This window comes from Streptomyces sp. NPDC045695 (assembly GCF_056432025.1).
The window spans coordinates 109,009-129,562 of sequence record NZ_JBWKJU010000009.1; the positions used below are offsets into that span (position 1 = coordinate 109,009).

Annotated in this window: 18 protein-coding genes; 10 read left to right on the top strand and 8 right to left on the bottom strand. The window is 72.2% G+C overall.

Annotated elements, in window-relative coordinates; genetic code table 11:
* Positions 1-4: 4 nt before the first annotated feature.
* On the bottom strand, positions 5-436 hold the full coding sequence (locus tag AC07DU_RS18015) for a Rieske (2Fe-2S) protein (RefSeq protein ID WP_479032900.1): 432 nt from the start codon (positions 434-436) through the stop codon (positions 5-7).
* A gap of 79 nt (positions 437-515) precedes the next feature.
* Here AC07DU_RS18015 and AC07DU_RS18020 point away from each other — a divergent pair, with 79 nt between their 5' ends.
* Positions 516-1,397, top strand: a complete 882-nt coding sequence (locus AC07DU_RS18020; protein WP_360890322.1) for a carbohydrate kinase family protein — start codon at positions 516-518, stop codon at positions 1,395-1,397.
* Positions 1,398-1,401: 4 nt separating this feature from the next.
* Here the strand turns inward: AC07DU_RS18020 and AC07DU_RS18025 are convergent, their stop codons facing one another.
* Positions 1,402-2,019 (bottom strand): TetR/AcrR family transcriptional regulator, encoded by a 618-nt coding sequence (locus AC07DU_RS18025; protein WP_360890325.1) that lies wholly within the window; start codon positions 2,017-2,019, stop codon positions 1,402-1,404.
* 79 nt (positions 2,020-2,098) lie between these two features.
* Here AC07DU_RS18025 and AC07DU_RS18030 point away from each other — a divergent pair, with 79 nt between their 5' ends.
* Complete coding sequence (locus AC07DU_RS18030; protein WP_479112245.1) at positions 2,099-2,749, top strand: NAD(P)-dependent oxidoreductase; 651 nt, start codon at positions 2,099-2,101, stop codon at positions 2,747-2,749.
* Between the two features lie 130 nt (positions 2,750-2,879).
* Here the strand turns inward: AC07DU_RS18030 and uvrA are convergent, their stop codons facing one another.
* The gene (uvrA, locus tag AC07DU_RS18035; RefSeq protein WP_360890333.1) at positions 2,880-5,861 is read right to left on the bottom strand and encodes an excinuclease ABC subunit UvrA; all 2,982 of its coding nucleotides are present in this window, start codon (positions 5,859-5,861) and stop codon (positions 2,880-2,882) included.
* A 185-nt stretch (positions 5,862-6,046) separates the two neighbouring features.
* Between uvrA and AC07DU_RS18040 the strand changes: the two genes are divergently transcribed.
* The 3 genes from AC07DU_RS18040 (at position 6,047) to AC07DU_RS18050 (ending at position 8,887) form a co-directional block, all read left to right on the top strand.
* On the top strand, positions 6,047-6,736 hold the full coding sequence (locus tag AC07DU_RS18040; protein WP_479112247.1) for a maleylpyruvate isomerase family mycothiol-dependent enzyme: 690 nt from the start codon (positions 6,047-6,049) through the stop codon (positions 6,734-6,736).
* A gap of 9 nt (positions 6,737-6,745) precedes the next feature.
* Positions 6,746-7,402 (top strand): MBL fold metallo-hydrolase, encoded by a 657-nt coding sequence (locus tag AC07DU_RS18045; RefSeq protein WP_360890339.1) that lies wholly within the window; start codon positions 6,746-6,748, stop codon positions 7,400-7,402.
* Between the two features lie 174 nt (positions 7,403-7,576).
* Positions 7,577-8,887, top strand: a complete 1,311-nt coding sequence (locus tag AC07DU_RS18050) for an MFS transporter (protein WP_479033121.1) — start codon at positions 7,577-7,579, stop codon at positions 8,885-8,887.
* Positions 8,888-8,942: 55 nt separating this feature from the next.
* Here the strand turns inward: AC07DU_RS18050 and AC07DU_RS18055 are convergent, their stop codons facing one another.
* The 4 genes from AC07DU_RS18055 to uvrB all read right to left on the bottom strand — a co-directional run bounded on the left by AC07DU_RS18055 (position 8,943) and on the right by uvrB (position 14,924).
* Positions 8,943-9,926 (bottom strand): TerC family protein, encoded by a 984-nt coding sequence (locus AC07DU_RS18055; protein ID WP_360890342.1) that lies wholly within the window; start codon positions 9,924-9,926, stop codon positions 8,943-8,945.
* 242 nt (positions 9,927-10,168) lie between these two features.
* Complete coding sequence (locus AC07DU_RS18060) at positions 10,169-12,061, bottom strand: TerD family protein (RefSeq protein ID WP_479112249.1); 1,893 nt, start codon at positions 12,059-12,061, stop codon at positions 10,169-10,171.
* A gap of 43 nt (positions 12,062-12,104) precedes the next feature.
* Positions 12,105-12,683: a TerD family protein gene (locus AC07DU_RS18065; protein ID WP_351298444.1), complete on the bottom strand. Its 579-nt coding sequence runs from the start codon at positions 12,681-12,683 to the stop codon at positions 12,105-12,107.
* Positions 12,684-12,770: 87 nt separating this feature from the next.
* Positions 12,771-14,924 carry an excinuclease ABC subunit UvrB gene (uvrB, locus tag AC07DU_RS18070; protein WP_479112251.1) on the bottom strand — a complete coding sequence of 718 codons (2,154 nt, stop codon included), beginning with the start codon at positions 14,922-14,924 and terminating at the stop codon, positions 12,771-12,773.
* A 233-nt stretch (positions 14,925-15,157) separates the two neighbouring features.
* Between uvrB and AC07DU_RS18075 the strand changes: the two genes are divergently transcribed.
* From AC07DU_RS18075 to AC07DU_RS18085, 3 genes are all read left to right on the top strand, one after another.
* Positions 15,158-16,063 carry a glycerophosphodiester phosphodiesterase gene (locus tag AC07DU_RS18075; protein WP_360890351.1) on the top strand — a complete coding sequence of 302 codons (906 nt, stop codon included), beginning with the start codon at positions 15,158-15,160 and terminating at the stop codon, positions 16,061-16,063.
* Between the two features lie 71 nt (positions 16,064-16,134).
* Positions 16,135-16,698, top strand: coding sequence for a methylated-DNA--[protein]-cysteine S-methyltransferase (locus AC07DU_RS18080; protein ID WP_479032881.1), 564 nt, complete (start codon positions 16,135-16,137; stop codon positions 16,696-16,698).
* Positions 16,699-16,915: 217 nt separating this feature from the next.
* Positions 16,916-18,160: an MFS transporter gene (locus AC07DU_RS18085; protein ID WP_360890682.1), complete on the top strand. Its 1,245-nt coding sequence runs from the start codon at positions 16,916-16,918 to the stop codon at positions 18,158-18,160.
* Here the strand turns inward: AC07DU_RS18085 and AC07DU_RS18090 are convergent.
* Positions 18,150-18,518, bottom strand: coding sequence for a cupin domain-containing protein (locus AC07DU_RS18090; protein WP_360890357.1), 369 nt, complete (start codon positions 18,516-18,518; stop codon positions 18,150-18,152). The genes AC07DU_RS18085 and AC07DU_RS18090 overlap by 11 nt on opposite strands.
* A gap of 187 nt (positions 18,519-18,705) precedes the next feature.
* Here AC07DU_RS18090 and AC07DU_RS18095 point away from each other — a divergent pair, with 187 nt between their 5' ends.
* Both AC07DU_RS18095 and AC07DU_RS18100 read left to right on the top strand, forming a co-directional pair.
* Positions 18,706-19,650, top strand: a complete 945-nt coding sequence (locus tag AC07DU_RS18095; protein ID WP_479112253.1) for a pseudouridine-5'-phosphate glycosidase — start codon at positions 18,706-18,708, stop codon at positions 19,648-19,650.
* The gene (locus AC07DU_RS18100) at positions 19,647-20,552 is read left to right on the top strand and encodes a carbohydrate kinase family protein (protein WP_479112255.1); all 906 of its coding nucleotides are present in this window, start codon (positions 19,647-19,649) and stop codon (positions 20,550-20,552) included. Before AC07DU_RS18095 ends, AC07DU_RS18100 begins: the two co-directional genes overlap by 4 nt.
* Positions 20,553-20,554: the final 2 nt, after the last annotated feature.

The following is a 20,554-nucleotide window of genomic DNA, read 5'->3' on the forward strand; positions in this document are numbered from 1 at the left end:
CGGCTCAGCCCGCGATGAGCTTGCCGTTCTCCACCTTGACGGGGACGGCGGGCAGCGGGTCGGTGGCCGGCCCCTTCACGACCTTGCCCGTGGCCACGTCGAAGCGGCTGCCGTGGCAGGGGCAGTTGCCCTCGCCTTCGACGATCTTGTCCAGGACGCAGCCCGCGTGCGTGCACTGCGCGCTGAACGCCGTGTACCGGCCCTCCGCCGGGCAGCTGACGATCAGCTTCCGCTCCCGGTACAGCTTCGCGCCGCCCACCGGGACCTCGGCCGCGGCGCCCAGCTCCACCGGCGCGGTGGGGGTGGCGGGGGTGTTGCCTCCGCTGGTCGTGGCGGTGGAGCAGGCCGCGAGGGTCACTCCCGCGCCCGCGGCCCCGGCGAGCGCGGCGGCGCCCTTGAGGACGGTACGGCGGGCGGCTGGCTGCGGCGCGGGCATGCGGTTCTCCTGAGGTGTCGGACCGGCGGGCACCGGCCCGCCCGACGATACCTTCGCCCCATGGGGTAGCTTCCCCCGCGTGATCGTCGTCGGCGGAGAAGCCCTCATCGACCTGGTCCCCGTGGCGCGGCCGCCGGGTGCGCTGCTGCCCCGGCCGGGCGGGGGACCGTACAACACCGCGCTCGCGCTCGGGCGGCTCGGCGCCGAGGTGGCCTTCTGCTCGCGGGTCTCCACGGACGGCTTCGGCGAGAGCCTCCTGGCCGGGCTGCGGGCCGCCGGGGTGGACCTGTCGCTGGTGCAGCGCGGGCCGGAACCGACCACCCTCGCCGTGCCCTCCCTGGCCCCGGACGGCTCGGCCTCGTACGGCTTCTACGTCGAGGGCACGGCGGACCGGCTGTTCGCCCTGCCGCCCGCTCTCCCCGACGCCGTACGGGCCCTCGCGCTCGGCACCTGCTCGCTGGTTCTGGAACCGGGGGCGAGCGCGTACGAGGCCCTGCTGCGGCGGGAGTCCCGGCGCGGGGTGCTGACCCTGCTGGACCCCAACATCCGGCCGGCGCTGATCGCGGACCCGGAGGCGTACCGGGCGCGCTTCCTGACGCGGCTGCTGCCGTACGCCTCCGTCCTCAAGCTCTCGCAGGAGGATGCGGAGTGGCTGGGCGGGCGGGTCACCGACTGGCTGGCGGCGGGGCCGTCGGCGGTGGTGCTGACCCGTGGCGCCGCGGGCCTGACGGTCTGGACGCGGGAGGGCGCGGAGCACTCGGCGGCGGCCCGCCCGGTCGCGGTGGCGGACACGATCGGGGCGGGGGACACCGTCAACGCCGCCCTGCTGCACCGGCTCGCCGCCTCGCCCGGCGGCCTCGGGCGGGTGGACTGGCCGGACGTCCTCGCGTACGCCGCGCACGCGGCCGCGCTGACCTGCACCCGGGCGGGCGCGGAGCCTCCGTACGCGGCGGAGCTCTGACGCCTCAGCGCAGCGCGGCCCAGATGGTCCGGGCCACGGCCGGGGCGAACTCCTCGACCGGCTGGACCACGTGGGCGCCGGAGAAGTGCAGGAAGAAGGCCCGCTGGAAGCAGGCGCCGAGCAGCAGGGCCGCGGCGGCCCGCGGGTCGGCGTCGGCGCGCAGCCGTCCCGCGTCGAGCTCGCGGCGCAACCGCCCGGCCAGCGCGTCCAGGACCACGTGGGGCCCGGCGCCGATCTTCTGGACGCCCTCGCGGTGGCGGGAGAGCAGGGCGGGCTCGGCGAAGAGCGCGCCGGCCATGGGGATGGCGTCGGCGTAGAAGAGCGAGGCGTGCCGGGCGATGGCGGTGAGCTCTTCCTCGACGCCCACCTCGGCTTCCTGCCGGCCCGGATCGGCCTGCAGGGCGGCCATGAGCGGGCCCGCGTTGGGAGTGCGCTCCATCAGCACCCGCACGAACAGCTCTTCCTTGTTCGCGAAGTGCTTGTAGAGCGCGGCCTCGGAGCAGCCGGCCTCGCGGGCGATGGCCTTGGTGGTGGCGTTGGCCAGGCCGCTGGTGCGCATCAGCTTCTCGGCGGCGTCGAGCAGACGCTCCGGGGTGGGACGGCTTGACTTTGGGGTGAGCATTCACTCACCCTAGCCGAAGCACGGGGTGAGTAAATGCTCACTCACCCCTGGCTCCACTTCTTCGGCCATGGGGGTATCCATGAAGATCACGGTGTTCGGTGCCACAGGCGGCGTCGGCCACGAGGTCGTCCGGCAGGCACTCGACGCGGGGCACGAGGTGACGGCGGTGGTGCGCGACCCGGCCCGGCTGACCGTTCCCGCCCACGAGCGGCTCCGCGTGGCCACGGTGAAGGACGTGACCGACCAGGAGGCGGTGCTGTCGGTGGTGAGCGGCCGGGACGCGGTGGTCTGCGCACTGGGCGCGGCGTCCAACAAGCAGGCCAAGGCGGCCCCCATCGCGGGCCCGGCCCTGCACGCGATCACCTCGGCCATGGACCGCGCGGGCGTCCGACGGCTGTCCGCCGTGAGCGCCGCCCCGGTCGGCCCGCTGGCGGAAGGCGAGGGGCTGTTCACCCGCGCCGTGGTCTACCCGCTGCTGCGCAGGCTGCTGCGGGACCTCTACGCGGACCTCGCGGTCATGGAAGCCGTGATGCACGCGAGCGGCACCCAATGGACGGTCATCCGGCCGCCGATGCTCCAGAACAAGCCCCGCACGGGCACCTACCGCCGCGCACTCGACGCCAACGTCCGCGGCGGCCGCAGCATCCCCCGCGCGGACGTCGCGGACGCCCTCCTGACGACCCTGACGGACCCGACCACCGCCGGCCACGCCCTCGGCGTAGCGTCCTAGCGCGCCACTGCCGGGGCCTCCGCCCCGGACCCCGGTCTCAAGAACGCCGGCGGGCTGAAAGATCCAGCCGCGCCGGCGTTTGAGGCGCTGGGGGTCCGTGGCAAGAACCCCCGGCCGGGCGCCGCACGCGCTACGCCTTGCGGGCCCGCACCGCCTTCTTCGCCGGAGCCGCCTTCTTCGCCGCGCCAGCCGTCTTCGCCGGGGCGGCCACGCGCTTGGCCGGGGCCTTCTTCGCCGCGGCCTTCGCCGGAGGCGACCCGTCGGAGACCCGCTCCGCCCCCAGGATGTCCCGGAGGAACTTGCCCGTGTGGCTCGCTCCCACCGAGGCGACCTGCTCCGGCGTGCCCTCGGCCACCACCAGGCCGCCGCCGTAGCCGCCCTCCGGGCCCATGTCGATGACCCAGTCCGCGGTCTTGATGACGTCCAGGTTGTGCTCGATGACGATCACCGAGTTGCCCTTGTCCACCAGCCCCGACAGCACCTTGATCAGCTTCGAGATGTCCTCGAAGTGCAGGCCCGTCGTGGGCTCGTCCAGCACGTACACCGTCCGGCCCGTCGACCGCTTCTGCAGCTCGGAGGCCAGCTTCACGCGCTGCGCCTCACCACCCGACAGGGTCGGAGCGGACTGGCCGAGGCGGACGTAGCCCAGGCCGACCTCGCTCAGCGTCCGCAGGTGACGGGAGATCGTCGGCACCGCCTCGAAGAAGTCCAGCGCCTCCTCGATCGGCATGTTGAGCACTTCCGCGATGGACTTGCCCTTGTAGTGGACCTCCAGCGTCTCCCGGTTGTACCGGTCGCCGTGGCACACCTCGCACGGGACGTAGACGTCCGGCAGGAAGTTCATCTCGATCTTGATCGTGCCGTCGCCGGAGCAGTTCTCGCACCGGCCGCCCTTCACGTTGAAGGAGAAGCGGCCCGGCAGATAGCCGCGCACCTTCGCCTCCATCGTCTCCGCGAAGAGCTTGCGGACGTGGTCGAAGACACCGGTGTACGTCGCCGGGTTCGACCGGGGCGTCCGGCCGATCGGCGACTGGTCCACGTGCACGACCTTGTCGACGAGGTCGTCGCCCTCCACCCGGGTGTGCCGCCCCGGCACCGAGCGGGCACCGTTCAGCTCGCGCGCCAGGTGCGTGTAGAGGATGTCGTTGACCAGCGTCGACTTGCCGGAGCCCGAGACACCCGTGACGGCCGTGAGCACCCCCAGCGGGAAGGACACGTCGATGTCCTGGAGGTTGTTCTCCTTGGCGCCGTGGACGGTGAGCCTGCGCTCCCCGTTCACGGGCCGGCGCACGTCCGGGATCGCGATGGACCGCTTGCCCGAGAGGTACTGGCCGGTCATGGACTCCGGGTTCTTCAGCAGCTCCTTCAGGGAGCCGCTGTGCACGACCTTGCCGCCGTGCTCGCCCGCGCCCGGACCGATGTCCACGACCCAGTCGGCCACCTTGATGGTGTCCTCGTCGTGCTCGACCACGATGAGCGTGTTGCCCATGTCCCGCAGCCGCACCAGCGTCTCGATGAGCCGGTGGTTGTCCCGCTGGTGCAGGCCGATGGAGGGCTCGTCCAGCACGTAGAGCACGCCCACCAGGCCGGAGCCGATCTGGGTGGCGAGCCGGATCCTCTGGGCCTCGCCGCCCGAGAGGGTGCCGGCGGCCCGGTTGAGCGAGAGGTAGTCGAGGCCGACGTCCACGAGGAAGCGCAGCCGCTCGTTGACCTCCTTCAGGACGCGCTCGGCGATCTTCTTGTCGCGGGCGTCGAGCCGCAGCCGGCCCAGGAAGTCCGCGCACTCGCTGATCGACATGGCGGCGACCTCGGCGATGGACTTCTCCATCACCGTCACCGCGAGCACGATCGGCTTGAGCCGGGTGCCCTCGCAGGTCGGGCAGGGCACTTCGCGCATGTAGCCCTCGAAGCGCTCGCGGCTGGCGTCGCTCTCCGACTCGGCGTGCCGCCGCTTGACGAACGGCACGGCGCCCTCGAAGGCCGTCGTGTACGCCCGCTCGCGCCCGTACCGGTTGCGGTAGCGGACCTCGATCTGCGTCTTGTGCCCGTACAGCAGGGCCTTCCTGGCGCGCAGCGGCAGCCCGGCCCACGGGATGTCCGTACGGAAGCCCAGCTCCCCGGCGAGGGCGCCGATCAGCCGCTGGAAGTAGTCCTTGGTGTGGCCGAGGGACCACGGGGAGACCGCGCCCTCGTCCAGGGACTTCTCCTCGTCCGGAATGATCAGCTCCGGGTCCACCTCCATGCGCGTACCGATGCCGGTGCACTCGGGGCAGGCGCCGAAGGGCGAGTTGAAGGAGAAGGAGCGCGGCTCCAGCTCCTCGAAGGAGAGGTCGTCGTACGGGCAGTAGAGGTGCTCGGAATACATCCGCTCACGCTCGGGGTCGTCCTCCGCGAGGTCGACGAAGTCGAGGATGACCATGCCGCCGGAGAGGCCGAGGGCCGTCTCCACGGAGTCGGTGAGCCGCCGCTTGGCGCTGTCCTTGACGGTGAGGCGGTCGATGACCACCTCGATGGTGTGCTTCTCCTGCTTCTTCAGCGTGGGCGGCTCGGAGAGCTGGATCGTCACCCCGTCCACCCGCGCCCGGCTGTAGCCCTTGGTCTGCAGGTCGGAGAAGAGGTCGACGAACTCGCCCTTGCGCTCGCGCACCAGCGGCGAGAGCACCTGGAAGCGGCTGCCCTCGGGAAGCGCGAGCACCTTGTCGACGATCGCCTGCGGCGACTGGCGCGAGATGGGGCGCCGGCACTCGGGGCAGTGCGGCTTGCCGATGCGCGCGAAGAGCAGGCGGAGGTAGTCGTAGACCTCGGTGATGGTGCCCACGGTCGAGCGCGGGTTGCGCGAGGTGGACTTCTGGTCGATCGAGACGGCCGGGGAGAGGCCCTCGATGAAGTCCACGTCGGGCTTGTCCATCTGCCCGAGGAACTGGCGTGCGTACGACGAGAGCGACTCGACGTAGCGGCGCTGTCCTTCGGCGAAGATCGTGTCGAAGGCCAGGGAGGACTTGCCCGACCCGGAGAGTCCGGTGAAGACGATGAGCGAGTCGCGGGGCAGGTCGAGCGAGACGTTCTTGAGGTTGTGCTCGCGTGCGCCACGAACGATGAGACGGTCGGTCACGCCGGTCCGCACCTTTCTTGAGAGAGCGGGGCACAGGTCCCCGTCCCAGGGTATGGGGGGCGCCTCTGCGGTGGATTTGGAGTCTGAACTTCGAGCGTATAGCACGCACATTCGATTTACGGCACTCCGCAGACCTCTTCACCCGATCGGGTGGCCGCAGGTCCCCAACCACTAGGCTCGTTCCTATGACTGATCATGTGCACGACCTGCGATCTGTACGTGAAGCGACCGACCGGCTCCTGACCGCTGTCGCGAAGCTGGACAACGCCGCGCTCGCCGAGGAGTCACACCTCCCCGGCTGGAGCCGCGGCCACGTCCTGGCCCACCTCGCGCGCAACGCGGACGCCCTCGTCAACGTCTTCGAGGGACGCCCGATGTACGAGAGCGCCGGCGCGCGCGACGCGGACATCGCACGCGACGCCGGTCGGCCTCTGGAAGAACACCTGGCGGACCTCCGTGATTCCGCGGCCCGCTTCCTCGCCACCACCGAGCGCGACCAGGACTGGTCCCGCACCGTCGAGCTGCGCAACGGCATCACCGACCTCGCAGCCAACGTTCCGTTCCGCCGCTGGGTCGAGGTCGACCTGCACCACGTCGACCTGAACATCGGCTACGAGCTCTCCGACCTCCCGGAGGAGTTCACCGGGCGCGAGATCGACTTCCTCGCCGACCGCTGGTCCGGACGTCCGGAGGTCCCGGCGGTGGCCCTGGTGGCGACCGACGGGCGCAGCTGGCGCACCGGCTCCGCCAGGGACCCGTCCGTGACCGTGTCCGGCACGCCCTTCGGGCTGCTGGCCTGGCTCGCGGGCCGCGGGGACAAGGGCGCGTCGCTGAGTGCCACGGGCGGCCCCCTCCCCGAGCTCCCCCCGCTCTAGGATCACCTCATGACGTACACCGGAGAGGTCAAGGTCGGCGGTCCGGCCGACGTGCACGAGCTCGCGGACCTGATGATTTCCAAGGTCGCGGTGGGCCCGATGAACAACAACGCCTACTTGCTGCGCTGCCGGGCCACCGACGAGCAGCTGCTCATCGACGCGGCCGCCGAGGCGGACACCCTGCTGAGCCTGATCGGCGACGACGGCATCGCCTCCGTGGTCACCACCCACCGGCACGGCGACCACTGGGGCGCGCTCGCCGAGGTGGTCGCGGCGACCGGCGCCACCACCTACGCGGGCGCCGACGACGCCGAGGGCATCCCGGTGCCGACCGACGTCCTGGTGGCGGACGGTGACACCGTGCGCGTCGGCCGGGTCGAGCTGACCGCACGGCACCTGGTCGGGCACACCCCGGGCTCGATCGCCCTGGTCTACGACGACCCGCACGGGCACGCTCACGTGTTCACCGGCGACTGCCTCTTCCCGGGCGGCGTGGGCAACACCGGGGGCGACCCGAAGGCCTTCGCCAGCCTGATCGACGGCGTGCAGCACAAGCTCTTCGACCAGCTGTCGGACGAGACCTGGGTCTACCCCGGGCACGGCGACGACACCACGCTCGGAGCCGAGCGGCCGCACCTCGCCGAATGGCGCGAACGCGGCTGGTGAACCCCGCACCGCGTCAACGCGCGTACGCGGCGCACTCCTTCCGGTCGTTGACGCCCGAACGCACGTCCTGAGGCGGGGGGAGGGTGTATTTGCTGCACCATGCAACAAGACCCCTCCCCCGGCTCCCCCCTCGAAGCCACCGCCGCCACTGCCACCCCGGCCGGCCGCCCCGGCATGCTGCGGCTCGCCTTGGCCTCGCTCGCCGGCACCGCCATCGAGTTCTACGACTTCTTCGTCTACGGAACGGCCGCCGCCCTGGTGCTCGGCCCGCTCTTCTTCCCCTCCTTCTCCCCGCTCGCCGGGACCCTCGCCGCCTTCGGCACCTTCGGCGTCGGCTTCCTGGCCCGCCCGCTCGGGTCCGCGGTCTTCGGCCACATCGGTGACCGCTACGGCCGCCGCCCGGTCCTGCTCGGCTCCCTGCTGCTCACCGGCCTCGCCACGGTCGCCGTCGGCTGCGTGCCCGTGTACGGCTCGATCGGCGTGGCCGCGCCCGTCCTGCTGCTCCTGCTCCGCTTCCTCCAGGGCCTCGGGCTCGGCGGCGAATGGGGCGGCGCGGTACTGCTGACCGCCGAGCACGCCCCCGAGGGGCGGCGCGGACTGTGGTCCAGCTTCCCGCAGATCGGCCCGGCGGTGGGCTTCCTGCTGGCCAACGGCCTGATGCTGGCGCTGTCCGCTTCGCTGACCGACGCCCAGTTCACCTCCTGGGGGTGGCGGGTACCGTTCTGGGCGGCCGGGTTGCTGGCGCTGACCGGCCTGTGGCTGCGCCGCTCGGTGGAGGAGACCCCGCAGTTCACGGCACTGGCCGAGAGCGGGCGGCGGGCCGAGGCCCCGCTGGCCGAGGTGGTCCGCGGTCACTGGCGGCTGCTCCTGCTGACCGGCGGGGCGCTCGCCGTGGGGTACGCCGTCTTCTACGCGGTGACCACGTGGTCCCTCGCCTACGCGACCGAGCGCCTCGGGGTGGGCCGCACGGTGATGCTGGCCTGCATCATGATCGCGGTCGCGCTCAAGGGGCTGGTGACCCCGCTGGTGGCGGTGCTCGGCGACCGCTACGGGCGGCGGCCGCTGTGCCTGGCGGGGTGCACGGCGTGCGCCCTGTGGATGTTCCCGCTGGTGGCCCTGTTGCGTACGGCCGAGCCGCTGTTGATGACGCTGGGGTTCCTGGGGGCGCTGCTGGGCATGGTGACGATGTTCGCGGTGGTGGGCGCGTACCTGCCGGAGCTGTACGCCCCGCGGATCCGCTGCACGGGCGCGGCCGTCGGCTACAACCTGGGCGGCGTGCTGGGCGGCGCGCTGACCCCGATCGTGGCGACGGCGCTGGCGGACGGTTCCGGTCCGCCGTGGGGCGTCGCGGTGTACCTGACCGCGGTGGCCCTGCTCAGCCTCGGCTGCTTCGCCCTGCTGCCGGAGACCAATCCGATGGTCGTACGCGCGCGGGCGGCGGGCGGAACGGAGACGGGGGCGGCCGAAGCGGCCGCCCCCGCGTAGTTCCGCGGAGCCTCACTACGCCTCAGACGTCGCTACGCCTCAGACGTGATGCGCCTCAGACGTCGATGCTCTCCTGTCGGGCGGCGGCCTCGGCCGCCGCCTGCTTCCTGGAGGCCATCAGGCTGGTGACCGTCGTGAGGACCAGGACACCGCAGATGACGCCGAGGGAGACCGGGATCGAGATCACGGGGACGTGCACCCCGCTCTCGTGCAGCGCGTGCAGCACCAGCTTGACGCCGATGAAGCCGAGGATGACCGACAGGCCGTAGCTGAGGTGGACCAGCTTCTTCAGCAGTCCGCCGATGAGGAAGTACAGCTGGCGCAGCCCCATCAGGGCGAAGGCGTTGGCCGTGAAGACGATGTACGGGTCCTGGGTGAGGCCGAAGATCGCGGGGATCGAGTCCAGGGCGAACAGCACGTCGGTGGTGCCGATGGCGAGCATGACGACCATGAGCGGGGTCAGGACGCGCTTACCGTTGTTCTCGATGAAGAGCTTGGTGCCGTGGTACTTGTCGGCGACGCCGAACCTCTTCTCGACGGACTTCAGGAGGCGGTTCTCCTCGAACTCCTCGTCCTCCTCGTCCTTGCGGGCCTCCTGGATGAGCTTCCACGCGGTGTAGATCAGGAACGCGCCGAAGAGGTAGAAGACCCACGAGAAGCTCGCGATGATCGCGGCGCCGGCGGCGATGAAGACGGCGCGCAGTACGAGGGCGATCAGCACGCCCACGAGCAGCACCCGCTGCTGGAGGTGGGAGGGCACCGCGAACTTCGCCATGATCAGGACGAAGACGAAGAGGTTGTCCACGCTCAGCGACTTCTCGGTGATGAAGCCCGCGAAGAACTCCTGGGAGGCCTGGCCGTTGCCGAAGAACCAGAGGCCCAGGCCGAACAGTCCGGCGAGGGCGATCCAGACGACCGTCCAGGTGCCCGCTTCCTTGATCGAAACGTCGTGCGGTTTGCGGCCGATGAAGAAATCGGCGCCGATGAGGAGCGACAGACCGAGAATGGTCAGCGCCCAAAGGGTCCAGGAAACTTCCATGGTGAACACGCCTCCGGCGGATGGCTCAGCACTTCGTCAGCGTCATCGCTGCCGGAGGTCTCTTCCACCCGGACGGCCTGGAGGCCGTGGGCCGACGCCCCGGGACCGGCTGCGCTGCGCTCGTGGCACCGCAGGGTCCGTATTGACGGGTACGCCGTAGCAGGAAAGCAGGAATACTCCCCTCCGCGCTTCACAGCCTACCCGCCCGAGGCGGTCAAGGTAAAGGGATCACCAAGGAATGGTCACGGCCGGGTAGTGCGCCGGGCCTCCGCTACCCGCTCCAGTGTCTGTTCGAGGACGCTGCTGCCCTGCGGGGGAAGGTCCGCCTCGAAGGTCCAGGCGTGGTGCACCCAGGGGTCGGCCAAGTAGCCGTCCGGCACGGGGGACAGCCGCATCAGCGAGCGCCACAACGGGTCGAGCAGCGGCCCGTAGGCCGAGGCCTCGTCGCGGTCGGCCACCATCAGCAGGTGCACGCCGACCGCCGAGCCCTCGTCGGCGAGGTAGCGCAGCTGCGTGACGGCCCGGTCGTCGAAGCCGTGCGGGAAGTCGTGCACGATCAGCAGCTGCTCGGCCGTGTCCACGTCCGGCGGGAGGTCCTCGGGAGCGCCCGCCCGCAGCGCCATCTGTACGAGGTCCACGCGCCGGGTCAGCCGCGCCAGGGTCTCGGTGACCCCCGCGGCCCCGGCGGCGGGCGGCCCCGCCAGCACCCCGGCCCGTACGAGGGGCGCCAGGGAGGCGGCCCCGGCGCCGGCGGCGTCGATGACGTGGACGGAGAAGCGGCCGGCGGGGTGGACCGCGAGCAGCCGCACCGCGTAGGCGACGGCCATGTCCATGGCGATCCGGCGCAGCCGGTCGGTGTCCATGGCCATGGCGGCCTCCGAACCGGTGCGGCCGTTGTCGATCCACAGTCCGCGCTCCAGCGGGACCCGGACCAGCATGGGGATGCGCAGGCCGGGCCGCTCGGGCAGGTGCAGGTCCCCCAGGCGCAGGGCCAGCGGGCCCTCCTCGGGCATCCGGTGGCCGTGCCAGACGGGGTTGTCCCAGCGTGCGTACGAGGCGGGCAGCGCGGGCTCGACCACCTCGCACTCGGCGGTCAGCTGGAGGAGGTCCCGGTCGAGCACGGCCTGGGCCTGGGAGACGAGCTCGTCGCGGCGCGCCCGGGCGGTGTCGCGGGCGGCGTTGCCGGAGCCGCCGAGGCGGTGGCGCGGGTCGGACAGCGCCTCGTCCAGCTCGCGGTCCATGCGGGAGTCGGCGAAGTCGACGGCGCTGCGGTAGGCGGCGACCGTGCGGGCCAGGTCCTCGAACATGCCCCACACCTGGTTGTAGAGCCGCTCATCCATGGACCAGCCGCTGGCGTCCCCGGCGACGGGGGCCGGGTGCTGGCCGGGCTGCGGAGCCGGGGCGGCCGCCGGGGCGGGCTCGGGCGGCTCGGCGCTGGTGCGGCGGCGCGGGTGCACGTAGCTGAGGGTCGCCGGGCCGGAAGGGGGCGCGGCGGCGCCGTCCCCGCCACCGGGAGCGGGGCCTTCCGCGGGCGCCGGGCCGGGGGTGCCCGCGTACGGGGCTCCCGAGACCGGAACCGGGTCGGCGGCCCGGGAGGCCGTGCGCAGCGCGGCGGCGGCCAGCGCGGCGGCCTGCGGGGCGGGCAGTCCGCCGTCGGTCAGCAGGGCGCCGAGTCCTTCGGCGTAGCCCTGGCCCACGGCCCGTACCTTCCAAGCGCCCTGACGCCGGTACAGCTCCAGGGCGATCACGGCGGTCTCGGCGTCCAGCCCGGTCAGGGTGTATCCGGCGATCTCCGCGCCCTGCGGGTCGGCCACGGCCACGTAGGAGGCCGGGACCGCGCCGAAGCGCACCGGGCCGCCGGGCGGCAGGACGAGCAGCACGCCGAGCCGGTGGACGTCCGCCGCGACGGCGTCGAGGTCCACGGCGAGGGTGTGCCGTTCGGCGAGCTCCCCGGGCGCCTGGATTCCGGGGAGGGAGCCGGCGCCGGGGTGGGCCAGTATCCCGTCGCCGGAGAACCGGCCCTGTTCGTCGGCGAGCGAGGCCAGGGCGAGCACGGGCGTACCCGCCGAGACCCTGATCTCCACCCGGCTGTGGGACACGGGGTGGTTCTGCCCCCGGACCAGTTCGGCCGTCATCGTGCAGCCCCTCCCCCGTGCCTTCTTCTCTTGTCCGGTACTGCTACAGGTGCGGCAGGATCGCCGGCATCAGGTCCTGGAACGTGCGGCCGTTGGCCGGGTTTCCGAGGGCCGTCATCTGCCAGCCGGCGCCCAGACGGGACACCTTCGCCATGATCTGCGCGGTGTACTGACCGCCGCCGTCGAGGGTGTAGCGGGCCAGCTCCTGGCCGTTGGTCTCGTCGACGATGCGGCAGAACGCGTTCTGCACCTCCTGGAACGTCTGGCCGGTGAAGGAGTTCACCGTGAAGACGATCTGGTCGATGTGCACCGGCACGCGCTGGAGGTCGACGAGGATCGCCTCGTCGTCCCCGCCCTGGCCGACGCCGCCGACGAGGTTGTCACCGGTGTGGCGCACCGAGCCGTCGTCGCTCTGCAGGTGGCGGAAGAAGACGACGTCCACCGGCTGCTTGTCGGCGAAGAGCACCGCCGAGGCGTCGAGGTCGATCTCCCGCGTCCGCGAGCCGAACAGTCCGCGGCGCTTCGCGGCCTGCCAGCCGAGGCCCATCCGGACCGCGGTCAGCGTGCCCCCGTCCGCCTTCTGCAGACTGATGGCCTGCCCCTTGGTCATGTTGACCGTCACGCGTGTCCCCTCTCCATTGCCCACCCCGATGATCAGCGCGCAGAGTACACCTGCGGCCATGCCCCAACCCTACTGACAGGCCCGGACTCAGGCGAGGCCCGCTTCCTTCATCTGCCGCAGCTCCTTCTTCAGCTCGCCCACCTCGTCCCGGATCCTGGCCGCGACCTCGAACTGCAGCTCCGCGGCCGCGCCGCGCATCCGCTCCGTCATCTGCTCGATGAGCGCCGCCAGTTCGGCCGCGGGCCGGTCGGTGAGCACCTCGGCCGCCTTGGCGCCCTTGGCACCCTTGCCGCCCTTGGCCGCCTTGCCCGCCGTGGCCTTGCCGCCGAGCGCGGGCACCGGCGCCTTGAGCGCCTTGCCGTCCTTCGTCTGCCGGTAGCCGGTGCCGAGGAGTTCCTCGGTGTCGAGCTCCTCGCGGGCGATGGTGGCGACGATGTCGTTGATCTTCTTGCGCAGCGGCTGCGGGTCGATCCCGTGGGCCGTGTTGTAGGCGACCTGCTTCTCGCGGCGCCGGTTGGTCTCGTCGATCGCCTGCGCCATCGCCGGGGTGATGCTGTCCGCGTACATGTGGACCTGGCCGGAGACGTTGCGCGCGGCGCGGCCGATGGTCTGGATCAGCGAGGTGCCGGACCTCAGGAAGCCCTGCTTGTCGGCGTCCAGGATCGCCACGAGCGAGACCTCGGGCAGGTCGAGGCCCTCGCGCAGCAGGTTGATGCCCACGAGGACGTCGTACTCGCCGGAGCGCAGTTCGCGCAGCAGCTCGATGCGGCGCAGGGTGTCCACGTCGCTGTGCAGGTAGCGGACCTGGATGCCGAGCTCCAGGAAGTAGTCGGTGAGGTCCTCGGCCATCTTCTTGGTGAGGGTCGTGACCAGGACCCGCTCGTCCTTCTCCACCCGCTGGCGGATCTCGTGCACCAGGTCGTCGATCTGGCCCTCGGTGGGCTTGACGACGACCTCCGGGTCGATGAGGCCGGTGGGACGGATAATCTGCTCGACGAAGCCCTTGCCGCGGGAGAGCTCGTACTTGCCGGGGGTCGCCGACAGGTAGACGGTCTGGCCGATGCGCTCCTGGAACTCCTCCCACTTCAGCGGCCGGTTGTCGAGCGCGGACGGCAGCCGGAAGCCGTGGTCGACCAGGGTCCGCTTGCGGGAGGCGTCGCCCTCGTACATGGCGCCGATCTGCGGCACGGTGACGTGCGACTCGTCGATGACGAGGAGGAAGTCCTCGGGGAAGTAGTCGATGAGGGTGTTGGGCGCGGAGCCGGGCTCGCGGTCGTCCATGTGCAGCGAGTAGTTCTCGATGCCGGAGCAGGACCCGATCTGCCGCATCATCTCCAGGTCGTAGGTGGTGCGCATGCGCAGCCGCTGCGCCTCCAGCATCTTGCCCTGCTTCTCCAGCTCGGCGAGGCGCTGGGCCAGCTCGGCCTCGATGCCGCGCACCGCCTTCTCCATGCGCTCGGGGCCGGCGACGTAGTGGCTGGCTGGGAAGACGTACAGCTCGCGGTCCTCGCTGATGACCTCGCCGGTCAGCGGGTGCAGGGTGGACAGGGCCTCGATCTCGTCGCCGAACATCTCGATGCGGACGGCCAGTTCCTCGTAGACCGGGAAGATCTCGATGGTGTCGCCGCGCACCCGGAAGGTGCCGCGGGTGAAGGCCACGTCGTTGCGCGTGTACTGGATGTCGACGAAGCGGCGCAGCAGCTGGTCCCGGTCGATCTCCTCGCCGACCTTGAGGGAGACCATCCGGTCCACGTACTCCTGCGGGGTGCCGAGGCCGTAGATGCAGGACACGGAGGCGACGACGATCACGTCCCGCCGGGTCAGCAGCGAGTTCGTCGCGGAGTGGCGCAGCCGCTCCACCTCCTCGTTGATCGAGGAGTCCTTCTCGATGTAGGTGTCCGACTGCGGTACGTACGCCTCGGGCTGGTAGTAGTCGTAATACGAGACGAAGTACTCGACGGCGTTGTTCGGCAGCAGCTCGCGGAACTCGTTCGCCAGCTGGGCGGCGAGCGTCTTGTTCGGCGCCATCACCAAAGTGGGGCGCTGGAGCCTCTCGATCATCCAGGCGGTGGTCGCCGACTTGCCGGTGCCGGTCGCACCCAGGAGTACGACGTCCTTCTCACCTGCACGGATGCGCTTCTCCAGCTCGGCGATGGCCGTCGGCTGGTCACCGCTGGGCTGGTAGGAACTGACGACCTCGAAAGGCGCCACCGTGCGTTCGATCTTCGATACGGGCCGCATGAGTCAACGGTACGACCCCCCACTGACACTCACGCATCCGCGCGGGTCCGCTGCGCCCCTCGGCACCTCTGCCCGGCCCAGCCGGTAGTCATTCGTTCTGGTCCGTTTGTCGTAGTTCGGTAGCGGGCGGGTGATCTTCAACCCCATGATCGCGGTGAAGTGCATCGCCACAACGTCTGCCGCTGCGCACCCGTCTGACGCTGGAACAGGGCTACGACCCGAGGAGAACGCACATGTACGTCCGACCCGCCGCCGCGGCCGCCGCCGCATTCCTGGGCTTCACCCTCACCCTGCTGGGCGGGACGGCCTCGTACGCCGCCGCCGGTCCCGGATCCTCCGCCGACCCGCGCGCGGGCCTGGGGGGCCCCGTCGTGTACGCCCACCGGGGGGCTTCGGCGTACGCCCCGGAGAACACCCTCGACGCGATCGACCTGGCGATGCGGCTGGGCTTCGCCTGGGTCGAGAACGACGTGCAGCGGACCAAGGACGGCGTCCTCGTGGTGATCCACGACGACACCCTGGCCCGGACCACGGACGTCGAGCAGGTGTTCCCGGGCCGCTCGCCCTGGAAGGTCAAGGACTTCACGGCGGCCGAGATCGCCCGGCTGGACGCGGGCAGCTGGTTCGCGGAGGAGTACAGGGGCGCCCGGGTGCCCACTCTGAGGCAGTACATGGACCGGGTGCAGCGCAATCAGCAGCGGCTGCTCCTGGAGATCAAGAAGCCGGAGCTCTACCCGGGGATCGAGGAGCAGACCCTGGAGGTGCTGGACGAGGCCGGCTGGCTCGACGAGCGGCACGTCGCGCAGAAGCTGGTCGTGCAGAGCTTCAGCTCCGACTGCGTACGCATCGTGCACGGACTTCGCCCGGACCTGGTCACGGCCTTCCTGGGCACCCCGGCCGTGGCGGACCTGCCGCGCTACGCGGAGTTCACCGACCGGATCAACCCGTGGCACACCACGATCTCGGCCGACTGGGTCGCGGCGGTGCACGACCTGGTCGGCGCCCACGGCAAGGTCATGGAGGTGGACACCTGGATCGTGGACGACGCGGCGATCGCGCGGAAGGTCCGGGACATGGGCGTGGACGGGATCATCACCAACGCCCCGGACGTGGTCCGGGCGGCGGTCACCGGGTTCTGAACACTGCTGTCGGTGCCGTCGGTGTCATCGGTGCCGTCGGCGTTGTCGGTGGGGCGCCGTACCGTGGACGCGTGGACAGCACCGAGCGGCCCCGCGGGCCGCACCTCGAATGGACCGTCGTCGCCAGCGACATCGGCCCCCTGCTCCTGGCCGCGACCCCGCAGGGTCTGGTCCGGGTCGAGTTCCATGCCGGGCCGGACCGGGTCGACGCGATGATCGGCGCACTCGTCTCCCGGCTCGGCGCCGACGCCCGGCGGCCCGCGCCGGGCGAGGAGGTGCTGCTGGCCGAGGCGATACGGCAGCTCTCCGCCTACTTCGCCGGTTCGCTGCGACGCTTCGACCTGCCGCTGGACTGGCGCCTCAGCTCCGGTTTCAACCGGCAGGTGCTCCAGGAGCTGGACCGTTCCGTGCCCTACGGATCGGTCGTGGGGTACGGGGAGCTGGCCGCCCGCGCCGGGCAGCCGGCCGCCGCCCAGGCCGTGGGCAACGCCATGGGATCCAATCCGCTGCCGCTGGTGGTGGCCTGCCACCGGGTCGTGGAGAACGACGGGGGCATCGGGGGTTTCGGCGGCGGCGTGGAGACCAAGCGACTGCTGCTCGCCCTGGAGGGCGTGCTCCCGCAGCCGCTGTTCTGACCGACGGCCGGGCGGGGGCGGGGTGGCGCCCGTCCTTCCCTGTTCCGCCGGACGGTAAGGGGTGTCACACTTCCGCGGTGACTACTTCTGCCGCCGCACCCGGCGTGACCTCGTCCGGCGCCCCGCAGCTTCGACGGAGGTGTGCCGCGTGACCGCCTCACCCGGTACGGACCGGCCGGCCCCACCGCTCGCCCGCACGGAAACGGAACGGGCCCGTCTGCAGCGGCGGACCACCCGGGTGCTCATCGCGGGCCAGATCCTCGGCGGCCTCGGCGTGCCCATCAGCATCGCCCTGGCTCCCGTGCTCGCCACCGAGGTCAGCGGCACGGAGGCGCTGTCCGGTTTCGCCTCCACCTCCTCGGTGATCGGCACGGCCGTGGTCTCCCTGCCGCTCGCCGCCCTGATGACCGCGCGCGGACGGCGCCCCGGACTGGTCCTGGCGTACGGGATCGGCGCCGTCGGCGCGGGACTCGTCGTCCTCGCCGCCACGATCAAGAACTTCCCGCTGCTGCTGCTCGGCATGGCCGCCTTCGGCGCGGCCTCCTCGGCGAACCTCCAGGCCCGGTTCGCCGCCGCGGACCTCGCGGCCCCGGACCACCGGGCCCGGGCGATCTCCGTCGTCGTATGGGCGTCCACCATCGGCGCGGTGCTCGGCCCGAACCTGTCCGCCCCGGCCAGCCGCAGTTTCGCCGGGACCTCCATACCCGAGACGGCGGGCCCCTTCGTGTGGGCCGCCGTCGTCTTCCTGCTCACCGGCACCCTGATCGCCGTGCTCCTGCGCCCCGATCCGCTGCTGACGGCCCGGGCGCTCGCCGCGCCCGAGGAGCAGACACGTGAGGGCCGCTCGCTGCGCGCCGGATTCGCCGCCGTCAAGGCCTCGCCGCGGGCCCGGCTGGCTCTCGTCACCGTCGCCGTGTCACACACCACCATGGTCTCGATCATGGTGATGACCCCGATGGACCTGAGCCACCACGGCGCCGGCCTGGAGCTCATCGGGCTGGTGATCAGCGGCCACATCGCGGGCATGTTCGCCTTCTCGCCCGTGATGGGGTGGCTCGCGGACCGTCTCGGGCGGCTGACCGTCATCGGCTTGTCCGCCGGCCTGCTTCTCCTCGCCGCGCTGCTCGCCGGGACGGCGGGGCCCAGCCACGGCCAGACCGCGGCCGGCCTCTTCCTGCTCGGCCTCGGCTGGTCCGCCGGGATGGTGTCGGGCTCGGCCCTGCTGACCGACTCGGTACCGCAGCCCGCGCGGGCCGCCGTACAGGGCCTGAGCGACCTCACCATGAACACCTCGGCGGGCGTGGGCGGTGCGGCCGCCGGCCTGATCATGTCCGAGGCGGGCTACGGCTGGCTGAACGCCATCGGCGCCGGGCTGCTGCTGCCGCTGGCGGCGCTCGCGCTGTTCACCGCGCGCCGCCACCCCGCGCCCGGGAGGGCGCCCGGGAAGGACGTCAGTAGCTGATGTGGTAGGCCTTGCGGAGCGTCTCGTGCACGGTCCAGGTCGTCTTGTCGCCCTCCCGGAGCACGCAGGCGGAGCCCGGGCCCACCTCCAGGGTCGCGCCGCCCTCGACCTCGACGGTGGCGCGGCCGCTGACCACCACGAACAGCTCATCGGCCTCGATGTCGGTGACCACGCCCGGGGTGATCTGCCAGATCCCGCGCACCTGCTTGCCGTCCGGCGACTCCCAGAGCACCCTGCCGGTCACCGCCGGGTCACCGGAGACGATCTGCCGGGGGTCGAGGTCCTCGGCCTCCAGTTCGAGGTCCGCGACGGACACGCAGAAGGAGGCGGGGGCTGCGGAGTGATCACTGGTGCTCATGGCGCGCCAGCCTAGTGCGGCTCGCCCGGACGCCGCCGTGACCAGAGCGTCCAGGAACGGCCCGCCGGACGAGTCACCCTGTCCAGCGCCCGCCGGGCCTGTCGCGGGCAGGTGCGACTCGGACAGGTTGTGACGGGTGTGGCGGGTGCGCGTTTGGGGGCGCGGATCCCGTGCCATGGATGGGGACATGTCACAGCACACAGCATCTGCATCCCTGTCGGGCGCACCGGTCCTCTCCGAAGAGGTGCGCGAGGCACTCGGCCGGGGCAGGCCCGTGGTGGCCCTGGAGTCGACGATCCTGGCGCACGGCCTGCCCCGCCCCCGCAATCTGGCGGTGGGACTCGAACTGGAGGAGCTGGTCCGGTCGCAGGGCGCCGTCCCGGCGACGATCGCGGTCCTGGACGGGGTGGCGCACGCGGGCCTGGACAAGGCGCAGCTGGAGCGGATCGCGGGCGGCGAGGGCGTGCGCAAGCTCGGCCACCGGGATCTGGCGCCCGCGCTGGCCTCGGGCGCCACCGGGGCGACCACGGTGTCGGCGACGGCCTTCCTGGCCGCGCGGGCGGGCCTGCGGGTCTTCGCCACGGGCGGGCTGGGCGGCGTACACCGGGAGTGGGCGCAGACGCAGGACGAGTCGGCGGACCTCTCCCTGCTGGCGCGGACGCGGATCACGGTGGTGTGCGCGGGGGTGAAGTCGATCCTGGACGTGCCGGCCACGCTCCAGCGGCTGGAGACGCTGGGGGTGGGGGTGCTCGGGTACGGGACGGACCGTTTCCCCGGTTTCTACCTGGCCGATTCGGGTGAACCGGTGGACTGGACCGTGCACCGGCCGGAGGAGGTCGCGGCCGTGATGGCCGCACAGGACGCCCTGGGCGGCCCGGAGTCGGCGTTGCTGGTGGCCCATCCGGTGGCGGAGGCGGAGCAGCTGGATCCGGAACTGCACGACCGCGTACTGGCCGAGGCGCTCGCCGCGTGCCGCGAGCGCGGGATCACGGGGCAGGCGGTGACGCCGTTCCTGCTGGGCTACTTCGTACGGGCCACGGGCGGGGCCTCCCTGGAGGCGAACCTGGCGGCGGTACGGGGCAACGTACGGCTCGGGGCGCGGATCGCGGGGGCCTGGGCGGCGCGGGCATGACCGCGGCGGGGGCGCTGCTCGTCGTCGGGGACGTGGTGACGGACGTGATCGCGATACATCCGGAACCGCTCGCGCCGGCCACCGACACGGCCGCCCGGATCCGGACCCTGCCGGGTGGCGCCGGGGCCAACGCGGCGTGCTGGGCGGCCGTCTCGGGGGCCGCGGAGGTACGCCTCCTGGCGCGGGTGGGCGCCGAATCGGCGCGCTGGCACGAGCGGGCGCTGGTGGACGCGGGCGTGCGGCCCCGGCTGGTGATCGACCGCGACGAGCCGACGGGGACGGTGGTCGCGCTGGTCGCCAAGGACGCGGAGCGGACCTTCCTGACCGACAGCGGGGCCTCGCTGCGGCTGTGCCCCGCCGACTGGGCCCCGTCCCTGCTGGACGGCGCGGCCCATCTCCACCTGTCGGGTTACCTGTTCTTCGCCGACAGCAGCCGGGACCTGGCCATGGTCGCGCTGCGGGCCGCCCGGACGCGCGGGGTGCCGGTGAGCGTGGACCCCGCCTCGGCCGGATTCCTGGTCGCGCTGGGGCCGCAGCGCTTCCTGGACGCGGTGGCGGGGGCCGCGGTCCTGCTGCCCAACGAGGACGAGGCCCGGCTGCTGGCCGGGCTGCCGGGGCCGACGGGGCCGGCCCGGGCGGCGGCGGAGCTGAGCCGGCGGGTGCCGCTGGTGGTGGTGACCCGGGGCGCGGCCGGGGCGCTGGTCGCCGAGCGGGGCCGGATCATCGCGGAGGTCGAGGCGGAGCCGGCCGTGGCGGTGGATTCGACGGGCGCGGGGGACGCCTTCACCGGCGGCTTCCTCGCGGCCCGGCTGGGGGGCGCGGACCCGTCGGAGGCGGCCCGCGCGGGCTGCCGCACCGCCGCGCTGGCGGTGACCCGCCTGGGCGGCCGCCCCTCCCTCTGATC

Excerpts from the sequence above, each read along its gene's own strand:
- AC07DU_RS18090 (WP_360890357.1), bottom strand. The coding sequence starts at position 18,518 with ATGAGCACCAGTGATCACTCCGCAGCCCCCGCCTCCTTCTGCGTGTCC.
- AC07DU_RS18025 (WP_360890325.1), bottom strand. The coding sequence starts at position 2,019 with ATGCTCACCCCAAAGTCAAGCCGTCCCACCCCGGAGCGTCTGCTCGAC.
- AC07DU_RS18040 (WP_479112247.1), top strand. The coding sequence starts at position 6,047 with ATGACTGATCATGTGCACGACCTGCGATCTGTACGTGAAGCGACCGAC.
- AC07DU_RS18060 (WP_479112249.1), bottom strand. The coding sequence starts at position 12,061 with ATGACGGCCGAACTGGTCCGGGGGCAGAACCACCCCGTGTCCCACAGC.
- AC07DU_RS18015 (WP_479032900.1), bottom strand. The coding sequence starts at position 436 with ATGCCCGCGCCGCAGCCAGCCGCCCGCCGTACCGTCCTCAAGGGCGCC.
- uvrB (WP_479112251.1), bottom strand. The coding sequence starts at position 14,924 with ATGCGGCCCGTATCGAAGATCGAACGCACGGTGGCGCCTTTCGAGGTC.
- AC07DU_RS18050 (WP_479033121.1), top strand. The coding sequence starts at position 7,577 with ATGCTGCGGCTCGCCTTGGCCTCGCTCGCCGGCACCGCCATCGAGTTC.
- AC07DU_RS18095 (WP_479112253.1), top strand. The coding sequence starts at position 18,706 with ATGTCACAGCACACAGCATCTGCATCCCTGTCGGGCGCACCGGTCCTC.
- AC07DU_RS18075 (WP_360890351.1), top strand. The coding sequence starts at position 15,158 with ATGTACGTCCGACCCGCCGCCGCGGCCGCCGCCGCATTCCTGGGCTTC.
- AC07DU_RS18045 (WP_360890339.1), top strand. The coding sequence starts at position 6,746 with ATGACGTACACCGGAGAGGTCAAGGTCGGCGGTCCGGCCGACGTGCAC.
- AC07DU_RS18055 (WP_360890342.1), bottom strand. The coding sequence starts at position 9,926 with ATGGAAGTTTCCTGGACCCTTTGGGCGCTGACCATTCTCGGTCTGTCG.
- AC07DU_RS18030 (WP_479112245.1), top strand. The coding sequence starts at position 2,099 with ATGAAGATCACGGTGTTCGGTGCCACAGGCGGCGTCGGCCACGAGGTC.
- AC07DU_RS18100 (WP_479112255.1), top strand. The coding sequence starts at position 19,647 with ATGACCGCGGCGGGGGCGCTGCTCGTCGTCGGGGACGTGGTGACGGAC.